19 protein-coding genes are annotated in these 20,315 nt (G+C 60.6%); 14 read left to right on the forward strand and 5 right to left on the reverse strand.

The features are described 5' to 3' along the window. Position 1 precedes the first annotated feature (1 nt). The 11 genes from VXJ35_RS18195 (at position 2) to VXJ35_RS18245 (ending at position 10,882) form a co-directional block, all read left to right on the forward strand. Positions 2–1,201: a phage tail sheath C-terminal domain-containing protein gene (locus VXJ35_RS18195; RefSeq protein WP_064022656.1), complete on the forward strand. Its 1,200-nt coding sequence runs from the start codon at positions 2–4 to the stop codon at positions 1,199–1,201. Positions 1,202–1,235: 34 nt separating this feature from the next. Further along, positions 1,236–1,667, forward strand: a complete 432-nt coding sequence (locus tag VXJ35_RS18200; protein WP_064022657.1) for a phage tail protein — start codon at positions 1,236–1,238, stop codon at positions 1,665–1,667. A 12-nt stretch (positions 1,668–1,679) separates the two neighbouring features. Then, positions 1,680–2,939 (forward strand): hypothetical protein, encoded by a 1,260-nt coding sequence (locus VXJ35_RS18205; RefSeq protein ID WP_064022658.1) that lies wholly within the window; start codon positions 1,680–1,682, stop codon positions 2,937–2,939. Continuing rightward, positions 2,927–3,682, forward strand: a complete 756-nt coding sequence (locus VXJ35_RS18210) for a hypothetical protein (RefSeq protein WP_064022659.1) — start codon at positions 2,927–2,929, stop codon at positions 3,680–3,682. Before VXJ35_RS18205 ends, VXJ35_RS18210 begins: the two co-directional genes overlap by 13 nt. A gap of 2 nt (positions 3,683–3,684) precedes the next feature. Further along, entirely contained in the window at positions 3,685–5,247 is a 1,563-nt protein-coding gene (locus tag VXJ35_RS18215) for a contractile injection system protein, VgrG/Pvc8 family (RefSeq protein ID WP_064022660.1), read from the forward strand. Next, the gene (locus VXJ35_RS18220) at positions 5,244–5,582 is read left to right on the forward strand and encodes a hypothetical protein (protein ID WP_064022661.1); all 339 of its coding nucleotides are present in this window, start codon (positions 5,244–5,246) and stop codon (positions 5,580–5,582) included. The genes VXJ35_RS18215 and VXJ35_RS18220 overlap by 4 nt, the downstream gene beginning before the upstream one ends. Beyond that, positions 5,582–6,010, forward strand: a complete 429-nt coding sequence (locus VXJ35_RS18225; protein WP_082880994.1) for a GPW/gp25 family protein — start codon at positions 5,582–5,584, stop codon at positions 6,008–6,010. The genes VXJ35_RS18220 and VXJ35_RS18225 overlap by 1 nt, the downstream gene beginning before the upstream one ends. A gap of 2 nt (positions 6,011–6,012) precedes the next feature. After that, on the forward strand, positions 6,013–8,622 hold the full coding sequence (locus VXJ35_RS18230) for a baseplate J/gp47 family protein (RefSeq protein ID WP_064022662.1): 2,610 nt from the start codon (positions 6,013–6,015) through the stop codon (positions 8,620–8,622). Next, on the forward strand, positions 8,603–9,151 hold the full coding sequence (locus VXJ35_RS18235) for a phage tail protein (protein WP_064022663.1): 549 nt from the start codon (positions 8,603–8,605) through the stop codon (positions 9,149–9,151). Before VXJ35_RS18230 ends, VXJ35_RS18235 begins: the two co-directional genes overlap by 20 nt. 101 nt (positions 9,152–9,252) lie before the next feature. Further along, the gene (locus VXJ35_RS18240; protein ID WP_064022664.1) at positions 9,253–10,269 is read left to right on the forward strand and encodes a PASTA domain-containing protein; all 1,017 of its coding nucleotides are present in this window, start codon (positions 9,253–9,255) and stop codon (positions 10,267–10,269) included. Positions 10,270–10,297: 28 nt separating this feature from the next. Then, positions 10,298–10,882: a hypothetical protein gene (locus tag VXJ35_RS18245; RefSeq protein ID WP_064022665.1), complete on the forward strand. Its 585-nt coding sequence runs from the start codon at positions 10,298–10,300 to the stop codon at positions 10,880–10,882. Between the two features lie 2 nt (positions 10,883–10,884). Here VXJ35_RS18245 and VXJ35_RS18250 read toward each other — a convergent pair whose 3' ends face one another. Continuing rightward, on the reverse strand, positions 10,885–11,595 hold the full coding sequence (locus VXJ35_RS18250) for a hypothetical protein (RefSeq protein ID WP_064022666.1): 711 nt from the start codon (positions 11,593–11,595) through the stop codon (positions 10,885–10,887). A 332-nt stretch (positions 11,596–11,927) separates the two neighbouring features. Between VXJ35_RS18250 and VXJ35_RS18255 the strand changes: the two genes are divergently transcribed. Then, the gene (locus tag VXJ35_RS18255) at positions 11,928–12,257 is read left to right on the forward strand and encodes a hypothetical protein (RefSeq protein ID WP_064022667.1); all 330 of its coding nucleotides are present in this window, start codon (positions 11,928–11,930) and stop codon (positions 12,255–12,257) included. A gap of 9 nt (positions 12,258–12,266) precedes the next feature. Here the strand turns inward: VXJ35_RS18255 and VXJ35_RS18260 are convergent, their stop codons facing one another. From VXJ35_RS18260 to VXJ35_RS18270, 3 genes are read right to left on the reverse strand one after another with little or no spacing between them, the layout of a single operon-like run. Beyond that, positions 12,267–14,483, reverse strand: coding sequence for an FUSC family protein (locus VXJ35_RS18260; RefSeq protein ID WP_064022668.1), 2,217 nt, complete (start codon positions 14,481–14,483; stop codon positions 12,267–12,269). Further along, the gene (locus VXJ35_RS18265) at positions 14,480–15,631 is read right to left on the reverse strand and encodes an HlyD family efflux transporter periplasmic adaptor subunit (RefSeq protein WP_064022669.1); all 1,152 of its coding nucleotides are present in this window, start codon (positions 15,629–15,631) and stop codon (positions 14,480–14,482) included. The genes VXJ35_RS18260 and VXJ35_RS18265 overlap by 4 nt, the downstream gene beginning before the upstream one ends. A gap of 7 nt (positions 15,632–15,638) precedes the next feature. Further along, positions 15,639–15,908: a YtcA family lipoprotein gene (locus VXJ35_RS18270; RefSeq protein ID WP_064022670.1), complete on the reverse strand. Its 270-nt coding sequence runs from the start codon at positions 15,906–15,908 to the stop codon at positions 15,639–15,641. 241 nt (positions 15,909–16,149) lie between these two features. Here VXJ35_RS18270 and VXJ35_RS18275 point away from each other — a divergent pair, with 241 nt between their 5' ends. Beyond that, positions 16,150–17,676 (forward strand): TolC family protein, encoded by a 1,527-nt coding sequence (locus tag VXJ35_RS18275; protein ID WP_231914779.1) that lies wholly within the window; start codon positions 16,150–16,152, stop codon positions 17,674–17,676. Positions 17,677–17,847: 171 nt separating this feature from the next. On the opposite strand, the gene VXJ35_RS18280 is transcribed toward VXJ35_RS18275, so the two are convergent. After that, positions 17,848–18,657, reverse strand: a complete 810-nt coding sequence (locus VXJ35_RS18280; protein ID WP_157198228.1) for a hypothetical protein — start codon at positions 18,655–18,657, stop codon at positions 17,848–17,850. A 100-nt stretch (positions 18,658–18,757) separates the two neighbouring features. Between VXJ35_RS18280 and VXJ35_RS18285 the strand changes: the two genes are divergently transcribed. Next, a complete protein-coding gene (locus VXJ35_RS18285) occupies positions 18,758–19,855 on the forward strand; it encodes an IS5 family transposase (RefSeq protein WP_064019980.1) in 1,098 nt (365 codons plus the stop codon). Positions 19,856–20,315 lie beyond the last annotated feature (460 nt).

A 20,315-nucleotide genomic window follows, 5' to 3' on the forward strand; every position in this document is an offset into this window, starting at 1 on the left:
CATGGCTACCTATCTGACACCGGGCGTTTATATCGAAGAGCTCTCGACCGGATCGAATTCTATCGAAATGGTGGGATCCGAAGTCGCCGCTTTCCTGGGCGTGGCGCCCGCCGCCAACAAACACCTGAACGAAGCCTTCGCCTGTAACAACTGGCAACAGTTCGTCCGCGAATTTACCGCCGAGGACAGCGAGAGTACCGACCTGGCCCGGTCGGTTTACGCCTTCTTTTGTAACGGCGGTTCGCGCTGTTACGTGGTCAACGTCGGCAAAGGCGGCTCGGTGGTCGGCGACGCCCGCAAACGCACCGGCCTGTATTGCCTGGAACCGATAGACGAAATCGCCATCGTCGCCGCGCCCGGTTACACCGACAAAACCACGCAAGAGGCGTTGAAAACCTTTTGCGAAACCCGGCAAGACGTGGTCGCCATCCTCGACGCAGCGCGCGACGCCGAAAAGAACATCGACGCGCTGAAACAAGTCGGTAGCGAAGAAGCCAGCGACGCCGCCGCCAAACCGGCCGACACCCCGGCCGTGAAAGGCCTGTTGCCGAGCGGTTCCGACCGCGGCTTCACCGCGCTTTACTTCCCGTGGGTGGTCGCCGCCGACCCATTGAATCCGGCGCAAAAAGTGGCGACGCCGCCGTCCGGCTTCATGGCCGGCATTTACGCCAAAACCGACGTCCACAAAGCCCCGGCCAACCAGGTCTTGAACGGCGCGCTGGGTTTGACCTACATGCTGACCCACCAGGAACAGGGCGAATTGAACCGGCTCGGCGTCAATTGCATCCGTTCGTTTCCGACCTCCGGCATCCGGGTCTGGGGCGCCCGCACCTTGAGTTCGCGCAGCGAATGGCGCTACGTCAACGTCCGCCGCCTGTTCAACTCGGTCGAAGAATCGCTGGCCAAAGGCACGCTGTGGACCGTGTTCGAACCCAACGAACGCATTCTGTGGAACTCGGTGGTACGCAACGTTTCGGCCTTTCTGACCCGGTTGTGGCGCAGCGGCGCCTTGAAGGGGGCGACGCCGGAACAAGCCTTCTTCGTCAAATGCGACGCCGAAACCAATCCGCAGGAAGTCATCGACGCCGGCCAGCTCATCATCGAAATCGGCATCGCGCCGGTCAAGCCGGCCGAATTCATCATCTTCCGCATCGGGCAATGGGCCGGCGCCACGCCGGTAGAACCGCAAAACGCGGCATAGATCAATCAGCGACTAAGCAACCAGGAGAACGACCATGGCAGAAGCGGAGATTTACCGTAATTACAATTTCATCCTCGACTGGGGCGGCCAGAACGGCGCGTATTTCACCGAAATCGACGGGCTCAGCATCGATGTCGAGACCATCGACTACCGCGAAGGCGGCGCCGCACCGGCGGTGCGCAAACTGGAAGGCCGGGTCGCCTACGGCAACGTGATACTGCGTTGGGGGGTGTCCGACAACAAGGATGTCTGGAACTGGCTGATGCAATCGATGCGCGGCAAGGCCGACCGCCGGGAAATATCGATCATTTTGCTGAAACCCTACGGCCAGAGCGAGGAAGCCACCCGCTGGAACCTGCACAACGCCTGGCCTTGCAAATGGAAAGGCGCCCGGCTGGAATCGTTGGGCCAGGGCGTGGCGATCCAGACGCTGGAAATCGCCCACGAAGGCTTGGAACAACGCTAAACGGGAACGGCTATGCGACGCACGCTGCTGATTCATCTGGGACATTGGCTGCAAAGCTGGGGCAATCGCCTGGTCGAGCGCTACCAGCCGGCCGGCGAGATGCCGCCTACGCCGGAACGGCAGCCGGCGCCGCCCGGCACTGCCGCCGCGCCGCCGCATTGGGTGGCACTGGTCAAAGACGAAGCGCCATGGTTGTTGGAAGATTACGCTTGGCCCGACACCGACGCGTATCAAACCGCACCCGGCACAGAATCCCAGACCGATCCGGTTCGACGCGAAACCGAAACCGACCCGGTTGCCGCCCACGCTAAACCGAGCCGCACAGTAACGCCCGCGGCAAACCAAGCGCCGCAACCGCCGGTTTCGCCAGCGTCCGCCGCGCCGTTACCCGGCCGCCGGCCGCCGGCGGCAACGGCAGCCGCGCATCGCCGCAGCCAACCGCAGCCAGCACCGGCATCGGCCACCCCCCGGCTGCACCGGGACGAGCCGGCCAACCCGACCAGACGCGTCGAGCGGTCCGCGCTGCCGGCCGCAGATGCCGTAGCGAACGCTAATCGGGCCCGGCCAGGCGAAACTGCGCGGCCCCGCCAGTCGGCCTGCCCCGAATCCGAACCCAAACCCATTTCGGCCAACACGGATGCGCCAGGGCCGACGGCGACAGCCGCTCGGCAGCTGATCGAAAGCCGCACGCCGCAGACGCCGGCGGCGGGCCGCAAGCAACGCCTGCTGGCCGGCGCTCCGTTCGGTGCGAAACCGGCGCCGTGCCCGAATCCGGTCGCAACGGAGCCGACGGCGGACACCCAGCCATTCGCCGGCCCAACGCAAGCCGAAGGCAACCCGGTAAGGCAAAATCCGCCGGCCGGCCGCCGCCGCTTGATTGCCCAGGCCGCACAGCCGCCACGTCCGCTGCCGACCGAGCCGCCCCGGACCGGTGCCCCACACCCGGTGCACTCGGCCACATTCGCTCACAAGCAACCGACGCTGGCGCGGCCTACGCTTAACGCCACCGTTCCAGCCCAGCCGGTGCAACAGCGCATCCCGCAGCAAACCGAAGCGGCGAACCCCGCGGGCTGGCAGCGCCAGCACTGGCCACAATTACCGGACGAAGCGGCGGATCGGGTGCCAACCCAAACCCGGCACTGGCCGGAATTGCCGGATCAACAAACCGCAACCGGCCCCCAACCGCAGCAATACGCCGAGCCATTGGCCCGCGAACTGGAGCGTAACCGGCGGCTGGTGCGCGAACAAAGGGGGTTGGCATGGAACGAGTAGCGTTTGTGCTGGAAGACAGCGGCGAACAACTGCGTTGCCTGTTAAACCCGGAAACCCTGGTGATGCGCCGCAAAGCCGGCATTCAGCCCCGGCAATCCTCCGCCGCTATCCTGACCGGCCACGGTCTGGCCGACGATTGCTATATCCAGACCGGCGGCGGCACCACCACCTTGGAGCTGGACTTGCTGTTCGACATCAATATCGCCGGCTCGACTATCGGCAGCGAAGACGTGCGCGACCTGACCCGGCCGTTCTGGAATCTGGCCGAAAACAACGCCAAAGCCGGCGGCAGCGGCCAAGTGCCGGTGTGCCGCTTCGTCTGGGGCAAAAGTTGGAACATTCCCGGCGTGGTTACCGCGGTTGCCGAACGCTTGGAACATTTCAACCAGGACGGCGTGCCGCAACGCTCCTGGTTGCGGCTGCGGCTGTTGCGGGTCAACGAACCGCCGGCGCCGGCCGACGCCGATTTTTCCGACGCGATGGATATCGAGAATTTCACCTATCCCGGCAACACGCCGCTGGCCGAGGGCGGTTTGCAAGTCTTGATCGCCGCGGCCGAAACCGAAATCGAAAACGCCGCAGCCGGCGATGGCGGCAGCGAGCGGCCCGACCTGTTGTCATTCCAATATTTCGGCGATCCGGGGCGCTGGCGGGAATTGTTTAGCCATACCTTCGTCGCCGACCCGTTAAACATCGCCCCCGGAACCGTGCTGGAAATCGGTCCGGCCGCCGCCGAGCAATAGCCATGGAAGCGCTGCTGACGCCGCCGCAGGTGCAGATCGAATTGGCCGGCAAGCCGTTGGCGGCCGGCGACGCCCAATATTTGACCGAATTGAAAGTCAGCGAACGCCTGTCGCTGCCCAGCCAGTGCGAACTGGCGTTTCACGGCCTGCCGGATTTGCTCGGCGAGCTGGCCGCTACCGCCGCCGGCAGCGCACTGACCATCCGCATCGGCCGCGACCGCAGCCTGTTTCAAGGCAGCGTCACCGCGCTGGAATACGAATTTGCGCCGGCCAACCATCTGGGCCTGCGCATCCGCGCTTACGACAAACTGCATGGTTTGCGGCTGCGCCAGGCGCCGCGCAGCTACGTCGATCTGACCGTGACCGAGTTAGCCGCCACCTTGGCCGCCGATCTGGACCTTGCGGTCGCCGCCGACGAAACCGGACCGGTGTGGCGGCTGATCATGCAACACGAGCAATCCGATCTGGAGTTGCTGGCCGAATTTGCCGAACGCGCCGGTTTGTATTTCCATTTGCGCGATTCGGTATTGCAATTCTCCAGTCTGGCCGGCCGCCCCGCCACTGCGGTGTTAAAACTGGGCGAGAATCTGCTCGAGGCCAGAATCGAAGCCAATAGCGGCCAACGCCGGCAAGCGGTCGCCAATCTGGCTTGGGATCCGTGGCAGGCCGCCGCCCGCAGCGGCCGCGCCGACACGGCCCGCCGGCCGGCCGGCGCCGAATCCGGTTTTCACGCCGAATCGGCCCCGGAATTCACCTCGACCGACGATAGCGTACAGGACGACAATCAGGCCGAAGCCTTTGCCCAGGCGCAGTTGGACCACAGAACCGCGTCGGCAACGACGTTCCGCGGCATCGCCGCCGGCGATGCCGAGCTGATGCCCGGCTTGGCGGTACGGCTCGACGGCCTACCGGGACCGGTGAACGGCCAGTATGTGCTCAGCGCCGTGACCCACCGCTTCGACAGCCGCCAAGGCTATGTCTGCGAACTGGATTCGGCGCCGCCGCCGCTAAAACCGCGCAAACGCGCCACGCTGGCCAGCATCGGCGTCGTCACCCGGGTCGACGACCCGGAAGGTCTGGGCCGGATCAAGGCCATGCTGCCGTCCTACGGCGATCTGGAAACCGGCTGGATCGGCGTGGCGTGCGCCGGTGCCGGCAAGGGCAAAGGCCTGCTACTGCTGCCGGGACTGGGCGATAAAGTGTTGTTGGCGCTGATTCGGGAAGACCCGGCCCAGGCTATCGTCATCGGCGGCTTGTACGGCGACAGCCCGCTGCCGGACGATGCCGTGGTGGACGGCGACATCGGCCGTTATTTTCTGGCCACGCCGGGCGGCCAACGCATTAGCCTGGACGATGCCGAACGCTCGATCCGGCTGCAAACCCAATCCGGCCAACGGGTGGAGTTGCAGCCGGACAAGATCCGCCTGCAACTGGATTCCGGCAGTTTTTTCGAACTGGCCGATAACGGCACCCGGCTGCATGCCGAGGCCGATCTGGACATCGAGGCGCCGGGCCGCACCGTGACGATTCGCGGCCGGGCCATTAATTTCGAGCAGAAATCATGAAACTGTTAACCGAAGACGCCACGCTGGTTTGCGCCCACGAGTTGGGTTTGGTCGGTATTGTCCCAACCCAGTCGTTTGTTACCGTCAATGGCCGCCGAGTATTGGTCGAGACCAATCCGGAGCAACGGCCGATCGTCGGCTGCCCGAATGCCGGCCCGGCGATTAAGCCCTGTACCAGTACGCTGGCGGTGAAGCACGGCTATTCGAGCTGGATCAAAATCGGCGGTAAACGGGTTTGCCTGGACAGCGTGACCGGATTGACCGACGGCACCCCGCCGGGCACCGTGCTATACAAGGTGCGCCAACCGGGCCAACTTTTTGTGGAGGAACGCTAATGGCCAGCACAGCCAGATTCCGGGCCTGGAGTTTCGCCCACCCCGATTTTCTGCATCCCAACGCCCCGACCGGCCTGGAAATCTCCGCCGGCGGCGGCATTCGCATGGTCAGCGAGGATTTGTCGGTACGCCAGGCGATCCTAATGCTATTGACCACGGTGCCCGGCGAGCGGGTGATGCGTCCCGAATACGGCTGCAGTCTGGACAAACTGGCCTTCATGCCCAACGACGCCACCACCCACGGCCTGGCGATCCATTTCGTGCGTCAGGCCCTGGAGCGCTGGGAACGGCGCATCGAAATCCTGAAACTGGACGCCGGCAGCAATCCGGACGACCCGACCCGAATCGATATTTTTCTGGATTACCGGGTGCGGCGGACGCTAGGCCGCGATCAATTATTATTTGGCTACCCACTCGTGGCAGGTTAATCATGACTTACTTGACACCGCCCAACCTCGACGACCGCCGCTTCGCCGATTTACTGCAGGAAGCCCGCGACCGCATCCGCCAGCAATGCCCGGATTGGACCGATCTGAGTCCGAGCGACCCGGGCATGGTGCTGCTGGAAGCCTTTGCCCATCTGACCGAGGTGATGATCTACCGCTTGAACCGCTTGCCGGAAAAGGCTTATATCGAGTTTTTGAATCTGATCGGCGTATGTTTGCAGCCGCCCGCCGCCGCGGTCACCAAATTGGTGTTTTCGATCCCGAAACCGTTGGGCCACGCCGTGGAAATCCCGAAAGGCGTGCGAGTGACCTTGGGCCGCGCCGGCTCCGGCCGGGAACCGCCGATTTTCACCACCAGCGAGGCGGTGACGATTCCGGCCGGCAGCACCAACACCGAAAGTCTCGCCTACCACTGCGACTGGGTGCGCGGCGAATTGGCCGGCAAAAGCAGCGGCCTGCCGGGCTTTTTCGTCAGTGCCAAACGGCCGCCCATCGTCGCTCCGAACCGCGACGGCCTGGATCTGGTGGTGGCCGTGGAGGCCGGGCCGGACGAAATCGAAGACCACACCTCGGCGCTGGAGTACGACGGCAAATCCTACATCGTCTGGCGCGAAGCCGAGAACTTCGCCAATCCGGGTTCGGACGGCCGGGTTTATCTGGTCGACCGCTTGACCGGGAAAATCATGTTTACGCCGGCGCTGCGCCTGCCCGATCCGGCCGGCGGCATGACGCCGCTGCAAACCCTGGCGCAAATTCCGCCGGCCGGCCGGGAAATCCGGCTTTGGTACCGGCGCGGCGGCGGCGCCGAGGGCAATCTGGCGGCGAACACGTTGAACACGCTGAAAGATCCCATCGTCGGCATTGTGGTGACCAACCCGGAACCCGCTGCCGGCGGTAAAGCCGCCGAAACTTTGGAAAACGCGTTGATCCGCGGCCCGCAACAAATCCACTCGCTGGAACGGGTGGTCACGGCGCGCGATTACGCTTTGCTGGCGGTGCATTGCTCCGGCGCGGCCAACCGGGCCAAAGCCTTTACCCGCGCCGACATCTGGAGCCACGCCCGGCCCGGTACCGTCGAAGTCTTGATCGTGCCCAACCTGCCGGCGCCGGACGACTACAGCGCGCCGCTGACCGCCGAACAACTCTATGCGTTGGAAAGCGAGGAAGCCCGGCTGCGGATTCAAAACGCACTGGCCGAACGCCGGCCGCTGGGTACCGAATGCCAAGTCAGTTGGGCGCGCTACAAAAACGCCACGGTGCGGGCGCAAATCGTCACCCACCGCGAGGAAGATCCGCAAAACTTAAAAGACCGCCTGCTGCGCAAACTGTACCGCGGCATCAACCCGATAGAAGCCAACTCGGCGCAACCCTGGCCGTTCGGCCAGCCGCTGCGCGTGTTCGACGTATACAAAATCCTGGGCGACGACCCCGGCGTCAAATCGGTCAACGACGTGCGGCTGTCGGTCGAACATGCCCCTAATGCCGATGTCGGCGCGCTGTGCGCCGACGCCTTCCAGAGCAAAACCTGGTATTCGGCAACGCCGGCCGGGCTGTTCCGCTCGTCGAACGACGGCGAGGGCTGGGAATTGATCGAAGCGTTTGCCGGCGAAAAAATCGACGCGATCAAGGCCTGGCCGAAAGAAGCCGGCGCCGATCCGAACCACGCCGGCTTGCTGGCAATCAGTTCGCGCCTGCCCGGCAGCGCCGGCGCCAGCCGGGTCAGGGTCTCGCTCGACTGCGGCGAAAGCTGGCTGGATTATGTGCAAACCAATTTTTTGGTGGAAGACATGGCCTGGATCGAGCGCGACGCCAAACTGGCGCTGTTGCTGGCCACCGAGAAGGGCTTATTCGAACTTGGCGTGCCGTGGGACCCGGCGGCGGGTCCGAAACCGGTTCAGTTCGATACCGAGGACAACGAAATTCCGTTATATGCCGTCACCGTCTCCGCCGACCCGTCGGGCTTGGTCAACGTGGCGCTGGCGGCCGGCAATAACCGCGGCATTTACCTGTCGAACAACGGCGGCCGCTCCGGCAGCTTCAGCGCCATCGGCTTGAAAGGCGAGCTGGTCCGGCTGCTGGCGGTGCAAAACCAGGGCGGACATAGCTATTTGTGGGCCGGGATCGGCGCACCGGGGACAGACCCCGGCAAAGGCTGCTTCCGTTGGCGGCTGACCGGTACCAGCGATAACAACGAAGGCTGGAAAGGCTTTCAGGCCGGCTGGCAAGCCGGCAGTTGCAACGGCCTCGCCTTCGTCGGCGAAGAAGTATTCGCCGCCAGCCAGCGCCTGGGGGTATTGAGCCTGAACACCAATTCCGCCGCGCCCACCTGGAAAGCGCCTGACGCCAAATGCGGCTTGCCGGTGCGCGATGTGGGCCGGTTCCAGGCTGTCGATGCGATTGCCGCAGCGCCCGGCAAAGCGCCGTTAATGTGCGGCGGCGTAGAAGGGCTTTATCTGCGCGGTGCGGCCGGCGACTTCCGCAATTGTTCCGCCGACAGCTTTCCCGACATCGTCACCGTGCCGTGTAATTGGTTGCTGTGTTCCGGCGCCCACGCACTCGAAGTGGTCAGCGAAGATGAAACGCCAAGCGATTGAACGCCTGCTGCCGGGCATATTCCAGCGCGGCCTGGCGCCGCAGACGCCGCTGTTCGCCATTCTGGAGATCATGGAAGCGCTGCATGCGCCGGCCGAAGCGATGCTGGCAAACGTCGAAACCTGCTTCAACCCGTATCTGGCCGACGAACGTTTCGTGCCGATGCTGGCCGCTTGGGTCGATCTGGACCGGCTGGCGCCGTTGTCCGCCGCCGGCCGCCCGAACGGCGCAGCGCCGATTTCCACCGGCTTCGAGCGCTTGCGCGAACTGATCGCGTCGGCCACCTTGCTGTCGAAATGGCGCGGCACCGCCTACGGCCTGAAATTGTTTTTACAAACCGCGACCGGCGACGCCGGCTTCGAATTGCGGGAAAACGCAACCGCTGACGGCAGCGTGCGGCCGTTTCATTTGTGCGTGTTGGCGCCGGAGCGGTTACGCCCGCACCGCGGCTTGATCGAAAGGATAGTGGACCAGGAAAAGCCGGCTTATGCGACCAGCGAAGTCTGTTTTGTCGCCGACGGCGACGCCTGATGCCGCAATCGGGGAAACGCGCTTGAATCTGCCCGCCGCGCCGATGTTGGCAACGGCCGGGCCTTATTCGCTTTACATCAACATCAGTGGAGATAACTACAATGACCGCAATCGTCAGTATCAAACAAGCGTCAGACAAGGTGGGTTGCGACAGCAACGGCAACGGCAGTTGCAAGTTTTTCGTCACCAATGCCTACAACGACCGGCAATTGCTGCTCAAAGCCCGGATCGTCGCCGGCAGCGGCGCGGACGAAAAGTGGTTCAACTCGATTCAGGCCGGGGCCAACGCCAAACCTACCGCCGGCGCCATTTCCACCGACTGGAAACTGGCGCCGAGCGCGACCGAGGAAGTCTCGGTCAATTTTCAAGTCCCGAAATCGGTTGCCGACGGCAAATACAGCTTCCATTTGCAGGTGTTTTCGGTGGACAGGCCGGACGACGACTTCAAGGACGGCGAACCGGTTTATTTGCAAATCCAAAACGCGGTGGCCCCACCGCCCCCGCCCAAACCGTTCCCCTGGTGGATTGTGGCGTTGGTGCTGGTGGTGCTGTTGACGGTCGGCGTAGCGGTTTGGCTGATAATGAAGCCCGACGACAGCGGTCCGGTGGTCGAAAAAGCCAAAGTGCCGGATTTGAAAGGCATGATTTGGGACGAAGCTCAGCAACGTCTGAAGCAGGCCGGCCTCAGTAAATTCGAAACCAGCTTCAAATTCGATCCGAGCAAGCGCGATCCCATCGTGCTGGATCAAGCACCGTCGGCGGGTACGCCGGCCGAAGCGGAAACGACGGTATCCGTGGTGTTGAGCTTTCCCGGCATCGCCGTGCCGGACCTGAGAGGCAAAACGCTGCTTGCCGCCGCGCAAACCCTGTCCAACAACAACCTGGCGCTCGGCGAAGCCAAATCGCAACCGACCGATGCCAAACCGGAGCAAACCGTGATCGATCAAAACCCTGCACCCGGCCAGGCGGTCGACAAAGGTACGCCGATCACATTGACCGTGGCGACCAAGCCGACTCGGCCGGTGATTATCTGGGACCGGGATTTGACCAAGTTGATGACCAAACAAAAGCAAATCTTCAAAATCATGCCGCGCGGCATCGAACCGGCGGAACAGTAAAACGGATTGAATTTCGGAGTCTCGATCGATGGAGCAGAACAAAGGCGTGATTATTGGCTTGGTTTTGTTGCTGTGCCTGTTTGCGCTGGCGTTGGCTTTGGGGTTTCGCCCGCGAGCCAACGACAAACCGGCCGATGCGCGTTCGCAAAACCGGGAAGCCTCGCGCCTAAGTAAGGACAGTTGGCTAAGTGGGATGGACGACCTGCTGGCGCCGTTGGCGCCGGCGGTCAAACCGGCCGAAATTCAGGCGTTGGATAACCATTGCCGGCGCGACGGCGGTACGTTGTCGCTCAGCGCCGGCTCGTCCTGTCTGATCAAAATCTCCCCGGCCAAAGCCGAACGCAGAACCTTGCATCTGCGCGGCGCCAACAATTACCAATTGTTGATTCCGGTCGACGCCGGGGAGGCTTGTCCGCAAAATTCGGCGCCGGTCCGAGTCCGGGTCAAATTCGAATTGAACGAAGCCGATTCGAAGTGGGAAGAACCGCTATGTTGGAAACCGGCCCGCGATCCGCAGCATTTCAAAGCGCCGGTGTTGGCTAAAGGCGCCAATTTGACGCTGACCTGCGAAACCTGCAGCGATGGGCAAACCGCGCGCTTAGCCTTGGAATAAGCTCAGGCCAGCGCCCGGTCCACCCGCAAAGCCTTGACGATGGCCGGCAGCGAACCGATCAGCAACACCAGGCTCCAGATCGCACCCAGCACACCGATCACCAGCGCGGCGATGCAATCGGTGATGCTGACCAAAAAACTCGGCACCAGGCCGTGCAGGAACGTGACCAGGAAATTCGCCAGCAACGCAGTCAGTATCAACAGCACCAAGCCCTTGTTCTGTAGGAATTGCTGTTGGGCAGCGACCAGAAATCCGCAAAAACCCAGCTTCAACAGCATGATCAGCGCCAGGGTGGAGGCCGCCGCGGCCTTGGCAAAATCGGCGAATCCGGCGAAATACAGCGCGGTGCCGAACGGCACCGCCAACAGCAGCGATACCATGACCCCCAACAAAGCGATAGCGGACATAATCATCCCAATCGATGCGATCAAACTGAGCAGACCGACGATGAAGGTTGCGATCCCTTGAATCCGGCCGTGGATGCGTTCCGGCACCAACAGCGACACGCCGATCAAACCCACCGTGTACAGCAGCAGGCCGTCGATCAGGGCCAAGTAGCGAATGCCCAGCCCCGGCCGCGCCAGATCGCCCAGGGATTTTTGCCCGTCGGCTTTAGCAAAATCCAGAAACGACGCGCCGATGTCGATAAAAAACGCCAGCGCCAGCAGCACCAGCGCGACGGCAAAAAACGGCTTTCTCATGGTATCCAGCATAGCGTCACCTCGTTAGCGTCTGCGCCCATTCGCGTACAGGCAATATACACCCAAACCGGCGAGTTTAAGGCGGCTTTGCCGAACGCGTTTTCCAGAACCTTACCGCTCCAGGCATGGTGAATATGCACCGGCCCGGGCAATCCCGCAGGCGAAATCAACCAAGTGCCGCCGGGATATTAAGTCGAAGCCGCGGATTACAGGTCATTCGAATCGGGCATTGATTTTGCTTCTCGCTTGCTAGCAGGGCACTTACAGCGCATGTTTATCGCTAAAAACCGGCAGCTTCTGACGCTGCCGGCCTTTTCACCACTCGAGACAATCCATATCGCACCATGGCCATAATTACCGAAAACGAGCTAAAAGCTAAGTTACATTCATCCGGCTGGACATTTCACGACATCTGCGCGATCAAGTGCGTGAATGCGCCATTCGAAGTCTTGGATTCGCTGATGCCGAAACTTTACGCCGCCACCGGATTCGATAAGTACGAACTGTTCCTGGAGGATATCGACGACAGCAGTACGTCCGATCCGGGAGAAATCATCTTCGATTACACCTGCTGGGACGTCTACGTGAGAAGGAACGCGGACTCGGAAACTGCCATTAGCCAAGCCTTGGCGGTGTTATGCGATATCGATGGCTTTCTCGCGCGCCACTGTTAGCCGAAGCGACTAGGGCAATGCATTCAATGCCGAAGTTTGGATACTGCCCAGCAACTCCGTGATTTGCTCGTCCAGCATAAAGCGCAGTTCCCATTCCAGCACCCAATCGGCCGGCAAGCTGTCGATCCGATGATGCTCGACATAGCTTTGCTTGAGCTGGGCTTGGCGTTGCGCCGCCTGTTTGGCGCTATCGTGCCGCTCGCCTTGCAATATCTGCGCAGTCTGCTCCAGCGCCTGCGCCAGCGCCGCATCGAAACCGAGGCTGTGCTGCTGCAGTTGCTCCGGAAACCGGCCGAATTGCTGGCCGCTCAACAAGCGGTAGCGTTTTCTGATCTGCAATAAAGACGACAAGCGCTCCGCATCGCGAATAATGGCCCGCAATGCCGCGCGCTCGCGCAGCTTGTCCGGCAGACGGGCGTCCGGTTCCAACACGGCGTGGGCCAGCAGATCCTGCGCTGCGGCCAAATCCTTTTCCGCCGCCAAGCGTAGCGGCAGCGTATAACTGATCAGATGGCCGGGATCGGGCAGGCGCACCGTGAATTTGGCCAAGGTGCGCAATGCGCCGATGCAATGCCGGCGCGCTAATACCGACGAGCGCCGCGGCCACAGCGCATAATCGAGCACGCCCATCACCAGCAAGCCCAGCAAAATGCCGATGACCCTATCGCGCGGCAGATACAAATCGGTGACGGCGCCGAAATCGTGCAATACGAACAAGGCAAAGGAAAAACCGAGCTGGCGGCCCAGATAAGCGATGCGGTCGCTGCCGGCGGTGATCCAGGCCGCCAGCGCCCAAAACGGCGTCGTCGCCAAGGTAAAACCGATCACGGTATCGAACTGCGCTTGCAACACCAACACGTAAACATAGGCGCACAGCCCGCCGATAGCGGCGCCGGAGATGCGCAACAACGACAGCCGATAATCGGCGCCGAGACTGGTCTGCGCCGCGACCAGGCAAGTCGGGATCGCGGTGTTGATATCCGGCCAGTCCAAAGCTTGCACGATCAGCATGCACAGAATCGCGCCCAGCGAGAATTTGATGCCGTATTGCAAGCTGTCGGCGTGCTCGGCCCAAAATGGGTAATCGAGCCAGGCCGGCCGCCATTGCGCCATCGCCTCGTCGCCTATTTCGGCGGTTTTGCGGCCGGTATCGGCTTGGTCGCGCTGCAATTGGCCGGCCAATACCGCTATCCGTTGCAATGCGCGCCAGAAAGCGGTCATCACCGACGGCTGGCCGGCTTGGGAATAGCCGGCCAATATGGCTTCGTCGAGCGCGACTGCGTCGGGATTGGCGCCGGAACCGGTCGCCGCCGCCAAGCTATGTCGCAGCCCAACGCAAGCGTTTTGCAACGCCAGATACACCGCCAATTTTTCCGGGCTGAGCGGTTGGGCGCGATAATCGGCCGTGAGGCTTTGATCCAGCCAGGCCGCCAACTGGCGCAGACCGTCGATCTCCAACAACAAGGCCAGATAGGTGTCGTGCTGCCGGCGCATGGCCGGATGCAGCAGTTCGGCATGGCCGAGCAGCGCTCTCAGCTTGGCGAAATGGCCGCCGGCCGCCGGCTTGTGCGGCGGTTTTTGCTGCCCGGCGACGCCGGCATCGGCCAGACGGCCGCCGAATATCGCGGCCACCGCGGCCAGTTCCTCGGCAAGACCTGCGACTAACAATCGGCGCGGGTCCTGCGGTTTGATGCTCAGATGCACCAGAGTCCAAGTGCCCAACCCGAGCACGCCGATGATCGGGATATTCCACAAAGCACTGTGGATGGCGGCGTCCGGCGCGGCCGGGCTGTACAGCACCGGGATTGAATACCACAACGCAATGCCGGTCGGCCAGGCGATCAGGCGGGCATGAAACAAGGCCAGCGCCATAATCACGAACGACAGGCTTAGCAGCAGCCAGGGATCGTTGCCGGCCAGCACCAAAGTCAATACCGCGATCAGCACGGTAACGAACAGGTAATACAACTGGCGTAAACCGAACGCCAACGATTGGCCGGCGTTGGCGTAGGCGTCGTAACTGAGGCAGACCAGAATCGAAAGTGCCCCCAACGGCGGGATGTGCAAGGTCTGGCTAGCCAGCGCGATGATCAGGGTTACTGCAAACAAGCGGGCCGCAGCGACTCGGCGGCCGGGAAAGTCTTTCAGTTCGGCGCTGAGAAATTGCGCCAGACCGGTACCGAACCAAAACCGGCTATGGCCGGAATGGCCGTCGTGTGGCTTCATCGCGGCACTGGCGCGGCTTGGCTATCGCTAGCCGCCGGGCGGTCCAGCACCGTGACGAAGGCGGTCATGCCCATTCGCAACGGCCGCGCCGGGTCTCGGTCGAGGATTTCGATCCGCACCGGAAACCGCGACGCCAACATCACCCAATTCAAGCTGCGCTGCACCTCCGGCAACACGCCTTGCTGTTTGACGTTGTCCGGCGAATTGGCCCAACCGATGCCGGTGACGACGCCGCGAAAGCGCTTGCCGGAATAACCGACCAGAAACACTTCGGCCTCCTGGCCGGGCTGGATAGCCTGCAAATAGGTTTCCTTGAAGTCGGCAATCGCATACCAGTGGCGGTCGTCGACCAAGGCGAACAACTGGCTGCCGGCCTTGGCATATTCGCCTTCGCGGGTGTTTAAATTGGTGACGTAGGCGTCGAACGGCGCCCGCACGAAACAATATTCCAAATCCAGTTGGGCGGCGGTGACTTGGGCCTTGGCCGCTTCGACCCGGGCGTTGATATCGCCGACCTGGGCGATCAACGATTGGGCGCGGCTGCTTTCGCTCTCGGCTTCCGCAATCGCGCTGGCCACCGCCTGCTCTTTGGCCACGGCGTCGGCCAATTCGGCGCGCGACGCATCCAGCCGGGAACGGGCCTGACGCAGTTGGTCGCCGGTCACGTATTGTTTGTCGGCCAGCGGTTCCAGTTCCTGCAAACGGTGGTGCAGATACTCGTCCTCGGCGGCTATGCGTTTGATCTCGGCCGCCGCCGCCGCGCGTTGGTGGCGCAGGCGTTCGACCGCGCTTTGCGCCGAGCTGCCGGACGCCCGTCGCGATTCGACGTCTTTTTCCGCCAACAATAATTCGGCCTTGGCCCGGTCCAGCTTGGCCTGGTAAGGCCGCGGATCGATGACGTAGAGCAACTCGCCCTTGCGCACGAACTGGTTATCTTCGACGTGCAATTCGGTGATGCGGCCGCTGACTTCGGCGGTGATGCCGACGATGTTGGCGCGCACCATCGCATCGTTGGTGCGCGGATGCTGGTAATTGATGCGCCAGACCATGCTGCCGGTGACAATCGCACCGAGTACGATCAAAATGCCGAGGATGCGGCCGATCAGAACCCGGCGTTGCGGAAGATCGGGATTTTGCGGAGTTTCCATCGAAATCCTAGCGAGAATAAAACAACAACCAAATGCTGAAGGTGCACAAGGCCCACAAACTCGGCGCAACCAGCAGCGGCGGCCCCAGATGCGGCGCCAGCCGCAGGCGGACCAATTGCCACATCAGCAGCATGCTGGCGGCCAATCCGGCCATGATGCAGACGATCCAGGCCGGCCAGAACGAGCCTTGCAGGCTCAACATCGGATCGCAGCCGGTCACGAATAACGCCGCGGCAAGGAGTGCGGCCGCTTTGGGCTGGGTTGCAATCGGCTTCATGGAGGCCTCCGGAAATAGCGGAAAATCGATACGGCCCGCGGCCGCTGCCTATCCGGCAGACGTTACGGGCTGGGTGCACAACCGGCGTCCGCGCAATATCCGACGCGAAGCCGATGCAGGACTATTCTAACCCCGATCGGACAAGCTTATTATTTGCTGCCTGTTGTCAATTTGTTGCACCAATTTGGTTAGGCGACTACGTTACTATATCAGCATTTTCTTCTGGAGAAGACCTGCCTTGATGACGCTATTTTTACGCAACGCGTGGCTGGCAAACGCTCCGCGGCCGCGCCAGCCGCGCCGAGCTTGGTTACGGCCCGACCTGAGGTTTGCCGCCCTGGCTTTGGCATTGCCGTTAGCGGCCTGCGCGCCGCCAGCGCCGTTGCGCAGCGAAGCGGCGCCTGCCGCCTCTACGCCGCCGCCTAGCGTGAGTTGGGCGGAGTACCGGGAGGCCAAGGCCGCAACGTCCGCCATGGCGCCCGACGCTGAAGCCGCGACGCCGAAACCTGGGCAAAGCTACGATTTGCCGGCCCTGGTCGATCTGGCCTTGCAGACCCATCCGGAAACCCGGCAAAGTTGGGCAGAGGCCAAAGCCGCCGCCGCCCGCGTCGATAAACAACGTAGCGCTTGGTACCCGATGCTGACCGCGTTGGCCTTCGGCCAGTATTTCAAAACCAGCATTCCGATCCCGGAAAGCGCGCTGGTCAGCCACGGCTACGGCAGCTTCGCCGGCCTGGAACTGGCCTGGACCCTGTTCGATTTCGGCCGCCGCGAAGCCTTGGTCGATGCCAGCCTGCAACGTTTGGATGCGGCGCAATTCGCGTTGACGCGCAAACACCAGCAAATCGCTTACCGGGTCGCGACCAGCTTTTTCAGTTACCAGGCGATGCTGGCCAAAGTCAATGCCGCCCAGCAGACGTTTGCGGCCGCGGAAACCAACGCCGCGGCCGTCAAAGCCAAACTGCAACGCGGCTTTGCCACCCGTCCCGACCTGTTGTTGGCGATTCAGGAACAAGCCAAGGCCAATTACGATTTGCAGGACGCGCGCGGTTCGGTGACCCAGATTCGGGCCGAGCTGGCCGCCAACATCGGCATTTCGCCGGCGCAAACCCTACAACTGGCTGATTTGAGCCAGGTGGCGCTGCCTGACAAATTGGCGGCGTCGGTCGAAAACATCGTCGACGACGCCTTGGCGCAACGGCCCGACCTGATGGCGCAACTGGCCGAATTGCGCGCCCGCGAAGCCGAAGTCAAAAAAGCCCGCGCCGAGTTCTGGCCCAAACTGTCGGTGAAGGGCAACGTCGGCAACCAGTATTGGGGCGACGTCCATACCCGGCCGGCCAGCCGGCAAAACTATGCGGCCGACGACTTGGTCGGCAGCGCCATGCTGAATCTGGAATGGAAATTGTTCGACGGTTTCGAGCGCAGCAGCGCGGTCAGGGAAGCCGAAGCCAAACAACAGGCCAGCCAGGCCGAAGTCGAAAGCTTGCGCCTGGCCATCATGCGCGACATCTGGCAGGCCTATGCCGACACCAAAACCGCGCTGGAAAAACGCGAATTCGCCTTGGCGCTGTTGCGCGCCGCCGAAGAGTCGTTCGCGGCCACCCAGGAATCGTACAACCACGGTTTCTCCACCGTGATCGAATTATTGTCGGCACAAAAGGATTTAGCCCGCGCCCGCTACACCGAAATCGACAGCCGGGCCGGCTTGCTGAAATCGGCAGCGGCCTTGGTTTATGCGGCGGGGGGAAGAAATGCGGGGGAATGAAGGTTTGCAGCGGCGGGAATATTGTCGGCGAAATTCGTAGGCCGGCATATTCAAGGGGGAAAACTACGCCGACAGGTGTTTCTGACTATTTAGATTTGCCGGAAACGCTTGCGCTTATTCCGGCCTACGGGGCTAAGTTTACGAGTTTCAGCCGTTTGGTAATTTTGGCGTTCATTTTACTAGAATATGTTTACTTGAATTAATCACGTGATCTGGCATAGGGCTGTCATCTTTGCTTATGCGTATAGTGCCGCGCTCCATTGAGACCTTTCCGTTATACCGGTCTCCAAGGCTAAGTCTGCCAACCAGTTTTAGTATCGGTGTTCTCTCTTTTTTGGGATTACTATCTTCATATTCAAGAACACTGCTTTCTTCGATCTGTAATAACAATACCCAATTAAATGTAGCAGAACCAGTCGTTTGGTGATAAGCATGAACCACATGAATACCAGATTCCGATGTGCCGAGATATTCATAACCAAATACCTCTCTGCTTTCAACTTCCTCCACTTCCACAAATCTTTTTCCTTCAAATTCGCGCACTAAGATCTCACCCAAATACCTATTGCTGGAATTCGACCCCGATATATCGATTGAAACTATTTGCCTTCCGGTATCAGAAACCCAACCAACCAAATCCTTGAGTAGCAAAGGGTTGATCAGCGTTTTACCCTGAAAAGAGTAACCATATTTTTCCCACAGTTTTGCAGTTGGTGAATCACTCTCAATAACAAATTCCGGCCGCTTGTGTATTTTAAAAATGTAAAGTGTCAATGACGAGATTAGAATAAGCATGAAACCTAAGACAATCCCGACATCATCAAACTGGTTGTTTTTTATATTTATTTCATAGTTTTCTGACTTGATGGAAATGTTGCCCAAAAGATCTAGTAGATTTGGAGCCAGTATTAAACTGATACCAGATATTAATGCACCATAGATAACCCGGTTCTCAATTTTTGGGTTGATGTAGGAATCCAAGCACCTAACAGGCTGGTGAAAAACTCGAAAAGCCAAGTAGGCTAAGGCATAGATGAGCCGCCAACTGTTAAAATAGGCTACCTAAATTTGGAGCCTTTCAATGCGCGGACACGATGCCATTCAAAGTAGCTGGTTCAGCTACGTTAGCCTGGAAGAACGTATTCCCAAACAGCATCCGTTGCGTCGTTTACGTCTACTCGTCGATGGCGTATTGACCTCTATGAATGCCGTCTTTGCCGAGCGTTACTCGCACACTGGCCGCCCGTCGATTGCGCCCGAAAAACTGCTGCGCGCCTTGCTGTTGCAAGTGCTGTACACCGTTCGTAGCGAACGCCAGTTGATGGAACAGCTGGACTACAACCTGCTGTTTCGCTGGTTTGTCGGTCTGGGCATCGACGATGCTGTCTGGGAACGCAGCGTGTTCAGCGCCAACCGCGAACGGCTGCTGTCCGAAGCGCTGAGTCGCGAATTTTTTGAGCGGGTACTGGCCATAGCCGAATGGCAAAACCTGGTGTCCGACGAACACTTCAGTGTCGACGGCAGCCTCATTGAAGCCTGGGCCTCGCACAAAAGCTTCGTTAAGAAAGACGGCAGCGGCCCGGACAAACCCGCCGGCCGCAATCCCGAGGTCGACTTCAGCGGCGAAAAGCGCAGCAACGCCACCCACCAAAGCACGACAGACCCGGAAGCGCGGCTCTACAAGAAAGGCGAATACACCGAGGCCAAACTGCGTTACATCACCCATGCCTTGTCCGAGAATCGCAACGGCCTGATTGTCGATGTCGAAACCACCCAAGCCACCGGCACCGCCGAAATCGAAGCCGCGCAAACAATGATCAAACGCCGTGTGCCCAAAGGCGGTAGCGTCGGTGCCGACAAAGGCTATGACCAACCGGCTTTCGTCAACGGACTCAAGGCGCAAGACATCAAAGCCCATGTGGCCCGGAAAAAGACCGGCAGTGCCGTCGATGGCCGCACCGCGCGCGGCAAAGGTTACGCCCAAAGCCTCAAGCGCCGCAAAATCGTCGAAGAAGCCTTTGGCTGGGTCAAAACGGTCGGCGGCCTGCGCAAAACCCGTCACATCGGCTTAGCCAAAGTCGCTGGCCAAGCCTTGTTTTGCTTCGCCGCCTACAACCTGACGCGCTTGCTCAACCTATTGGTGTTCACGCCGAAACCGGCGTGGAGTGCGCCCACCTAGGGTGAAGTACGCCTGAAAACCGTCCACAGACGGCTTCAGGCGAATAAAAAGCCCTTGAAACAGGGGCAAAACGCTTGAAACTCGATGTCATGACCGATTTCAACACGAAAAAATCACGGCAACCGTGGGTAAGGGGAAATATCAGTGGGTTTTTCACCAGCCTGCTAAGGAATATGTCTGTTATACGTCCCTTCATTTTAATTTAAAACCCATTATTTATTCCGTATATCACCAAAACACGATTGACTTTTACGATAGCTATTTGGTTAGAATAGGATTTTCCTATCTGCATATCATTCGGTGATCAGAAAGAATGGCCGGTAACGGCCTGATCTTACCATCGAATCACTGCGAAAGATTTACCGCAAAGGGTCGATAAGGCTCTATGAAGTTAGAGCCCAATTCGGCAATACCAAATTGGAATTAAAACTCGTCAATCAGATTTGTTGTAGTCTGCGGC

Origin of the sequence: Methylomonas sp. DH-1, from assembly GCF_046097555.1 — a bacterium.
GTDB classification, from domain to species: domain Bacteria; phylum Pseudomonadota; class Gammaproteobacteria; order Methylococcales; family Methylomonadaceae; genus Methylomonas; species Methylomonas koyamae.

Coding starts and splice junctions, on each gene's coding strand:
- VXJ35_RS18275 (WP_231914779.1), top strand. CDS start 16,150: ATGACGCTATTTTTACGCAACGCGTGGCTGGCAAACGCTCCGCGGCCG.
- VXJ35_RS18205 (WP_064022658.1), top strand. CDS start 1,680: ATGCGACGCACGCTGCTGATTCATCTGGGACATTGGCTGCAAAGCTGG.
- VXJ35_RS18260 (WP_064022668.1), bottom strand. CDS start 14,483: ATGAAGCCACACGACGGCCATTCCGGCCATAGCCGGTTTTGGTTCGGT.
- VXJ35_RS18195 (WP_064022656.1), top strand. CDS start 2: ATGGCTACCTATCTGACACCGGGCGTTTATATCGAAGAGCTCTCGACC.
- VXJ35_RS18220 (WP_064022661.1), top strand. CDS start 5,244: ATGAAACTGTTAACCGAAGACGCCACGCTGGTTTGCGCCCACGAGTTG.
- VXJ35_RS18200 (WP_064022657.1), top strand. CDS start 1,236: ATGGCAGAAGCGGAGATTTACCGTAATTACAATTTCATCCTCGACTGG.
- VXJ35_RS18210 (WP_064022659.1), top strand. CDS start 2,927: ATGGAACGAGTAGCGTTTGTGCTGGAAGACAGCGGCGAACAACTGCGT.
- VXJ35_RS18285 (WP_064019980.1), top strand. CDS start 18,758: ATGCGCGGACACGATGCCATTCAAAGTAGCTGGTTCAGCTACGTTAGC.
- VXJ35_RS18245 (WP_064022665.1), top strand. CDS start 10,298: ATGGAGCAGAACAAAGGCGTGATTATTGGCTTGGTTTTGTTGCTGTGC.
- VXJ35_RS18240 (WP_064022664.1), top strand. CDS start 9,253: ATGACCGCAATCGTCAGTATCAAACAAGCGTCAGACAAGGTGGGTTGC.
- VXJ35_RS18255 (WP_064022667.1), top strand. CDS start 11,928: ATGGCCATAATTACCGAAAACGAGCTAAAAGCTAAGTTACATTCATCC.
- VXJ35_RS18270 (WP_064022670.1), bottom strand. CDS start 15,908: ATGAAGCCGATTGCAACCCAGCCCAAAGCGGCCGCACTCCTTGCCGCG.
- VXJ35_RS18215 (WP_064022660.1), top strand. CDS start 3,685: ATGGAAGCGCTGCTGACGCCGCCGCAGGTGCAGATCGAATTGGCCGGC.
- VXJ35_RS18225 (WP_082880994.1), top strand. CDS start 5,582: ATGGCCAGCACAGCCAGATTCCGGGCCTGGAGTTTCGCCCACCCCGAT.
- VXJ35_RS18235 (WP_064022663.1), top strand. CDS start 8,603: ATGAAACGCCAAGCGATTGAACGCCTGCTGCCGGGCATATTCCAGCGC.
- VXJ35_RS18230 (WP_064022662.1), top strand. CDS start 6,013: ATGACTTACTTGACACCGCCCAACCTCGACGACCGCCGCTTCGCCGAT.
- VXJ35_RS18265 (WP_064022669.1), bottom strand. CDS start 15,631: ATGGAAACTCCGCAAAATCCCGATCTTCCGCAACGCCGGGTTCTGATC.
- VXJ35_RS18250 (WP_064022666.1), bottom strand. CDS start 11,595: ATGCTGGATACCATGAGAAAGCCGTTTTTTGCCGTCGCGCTGGTGCTG.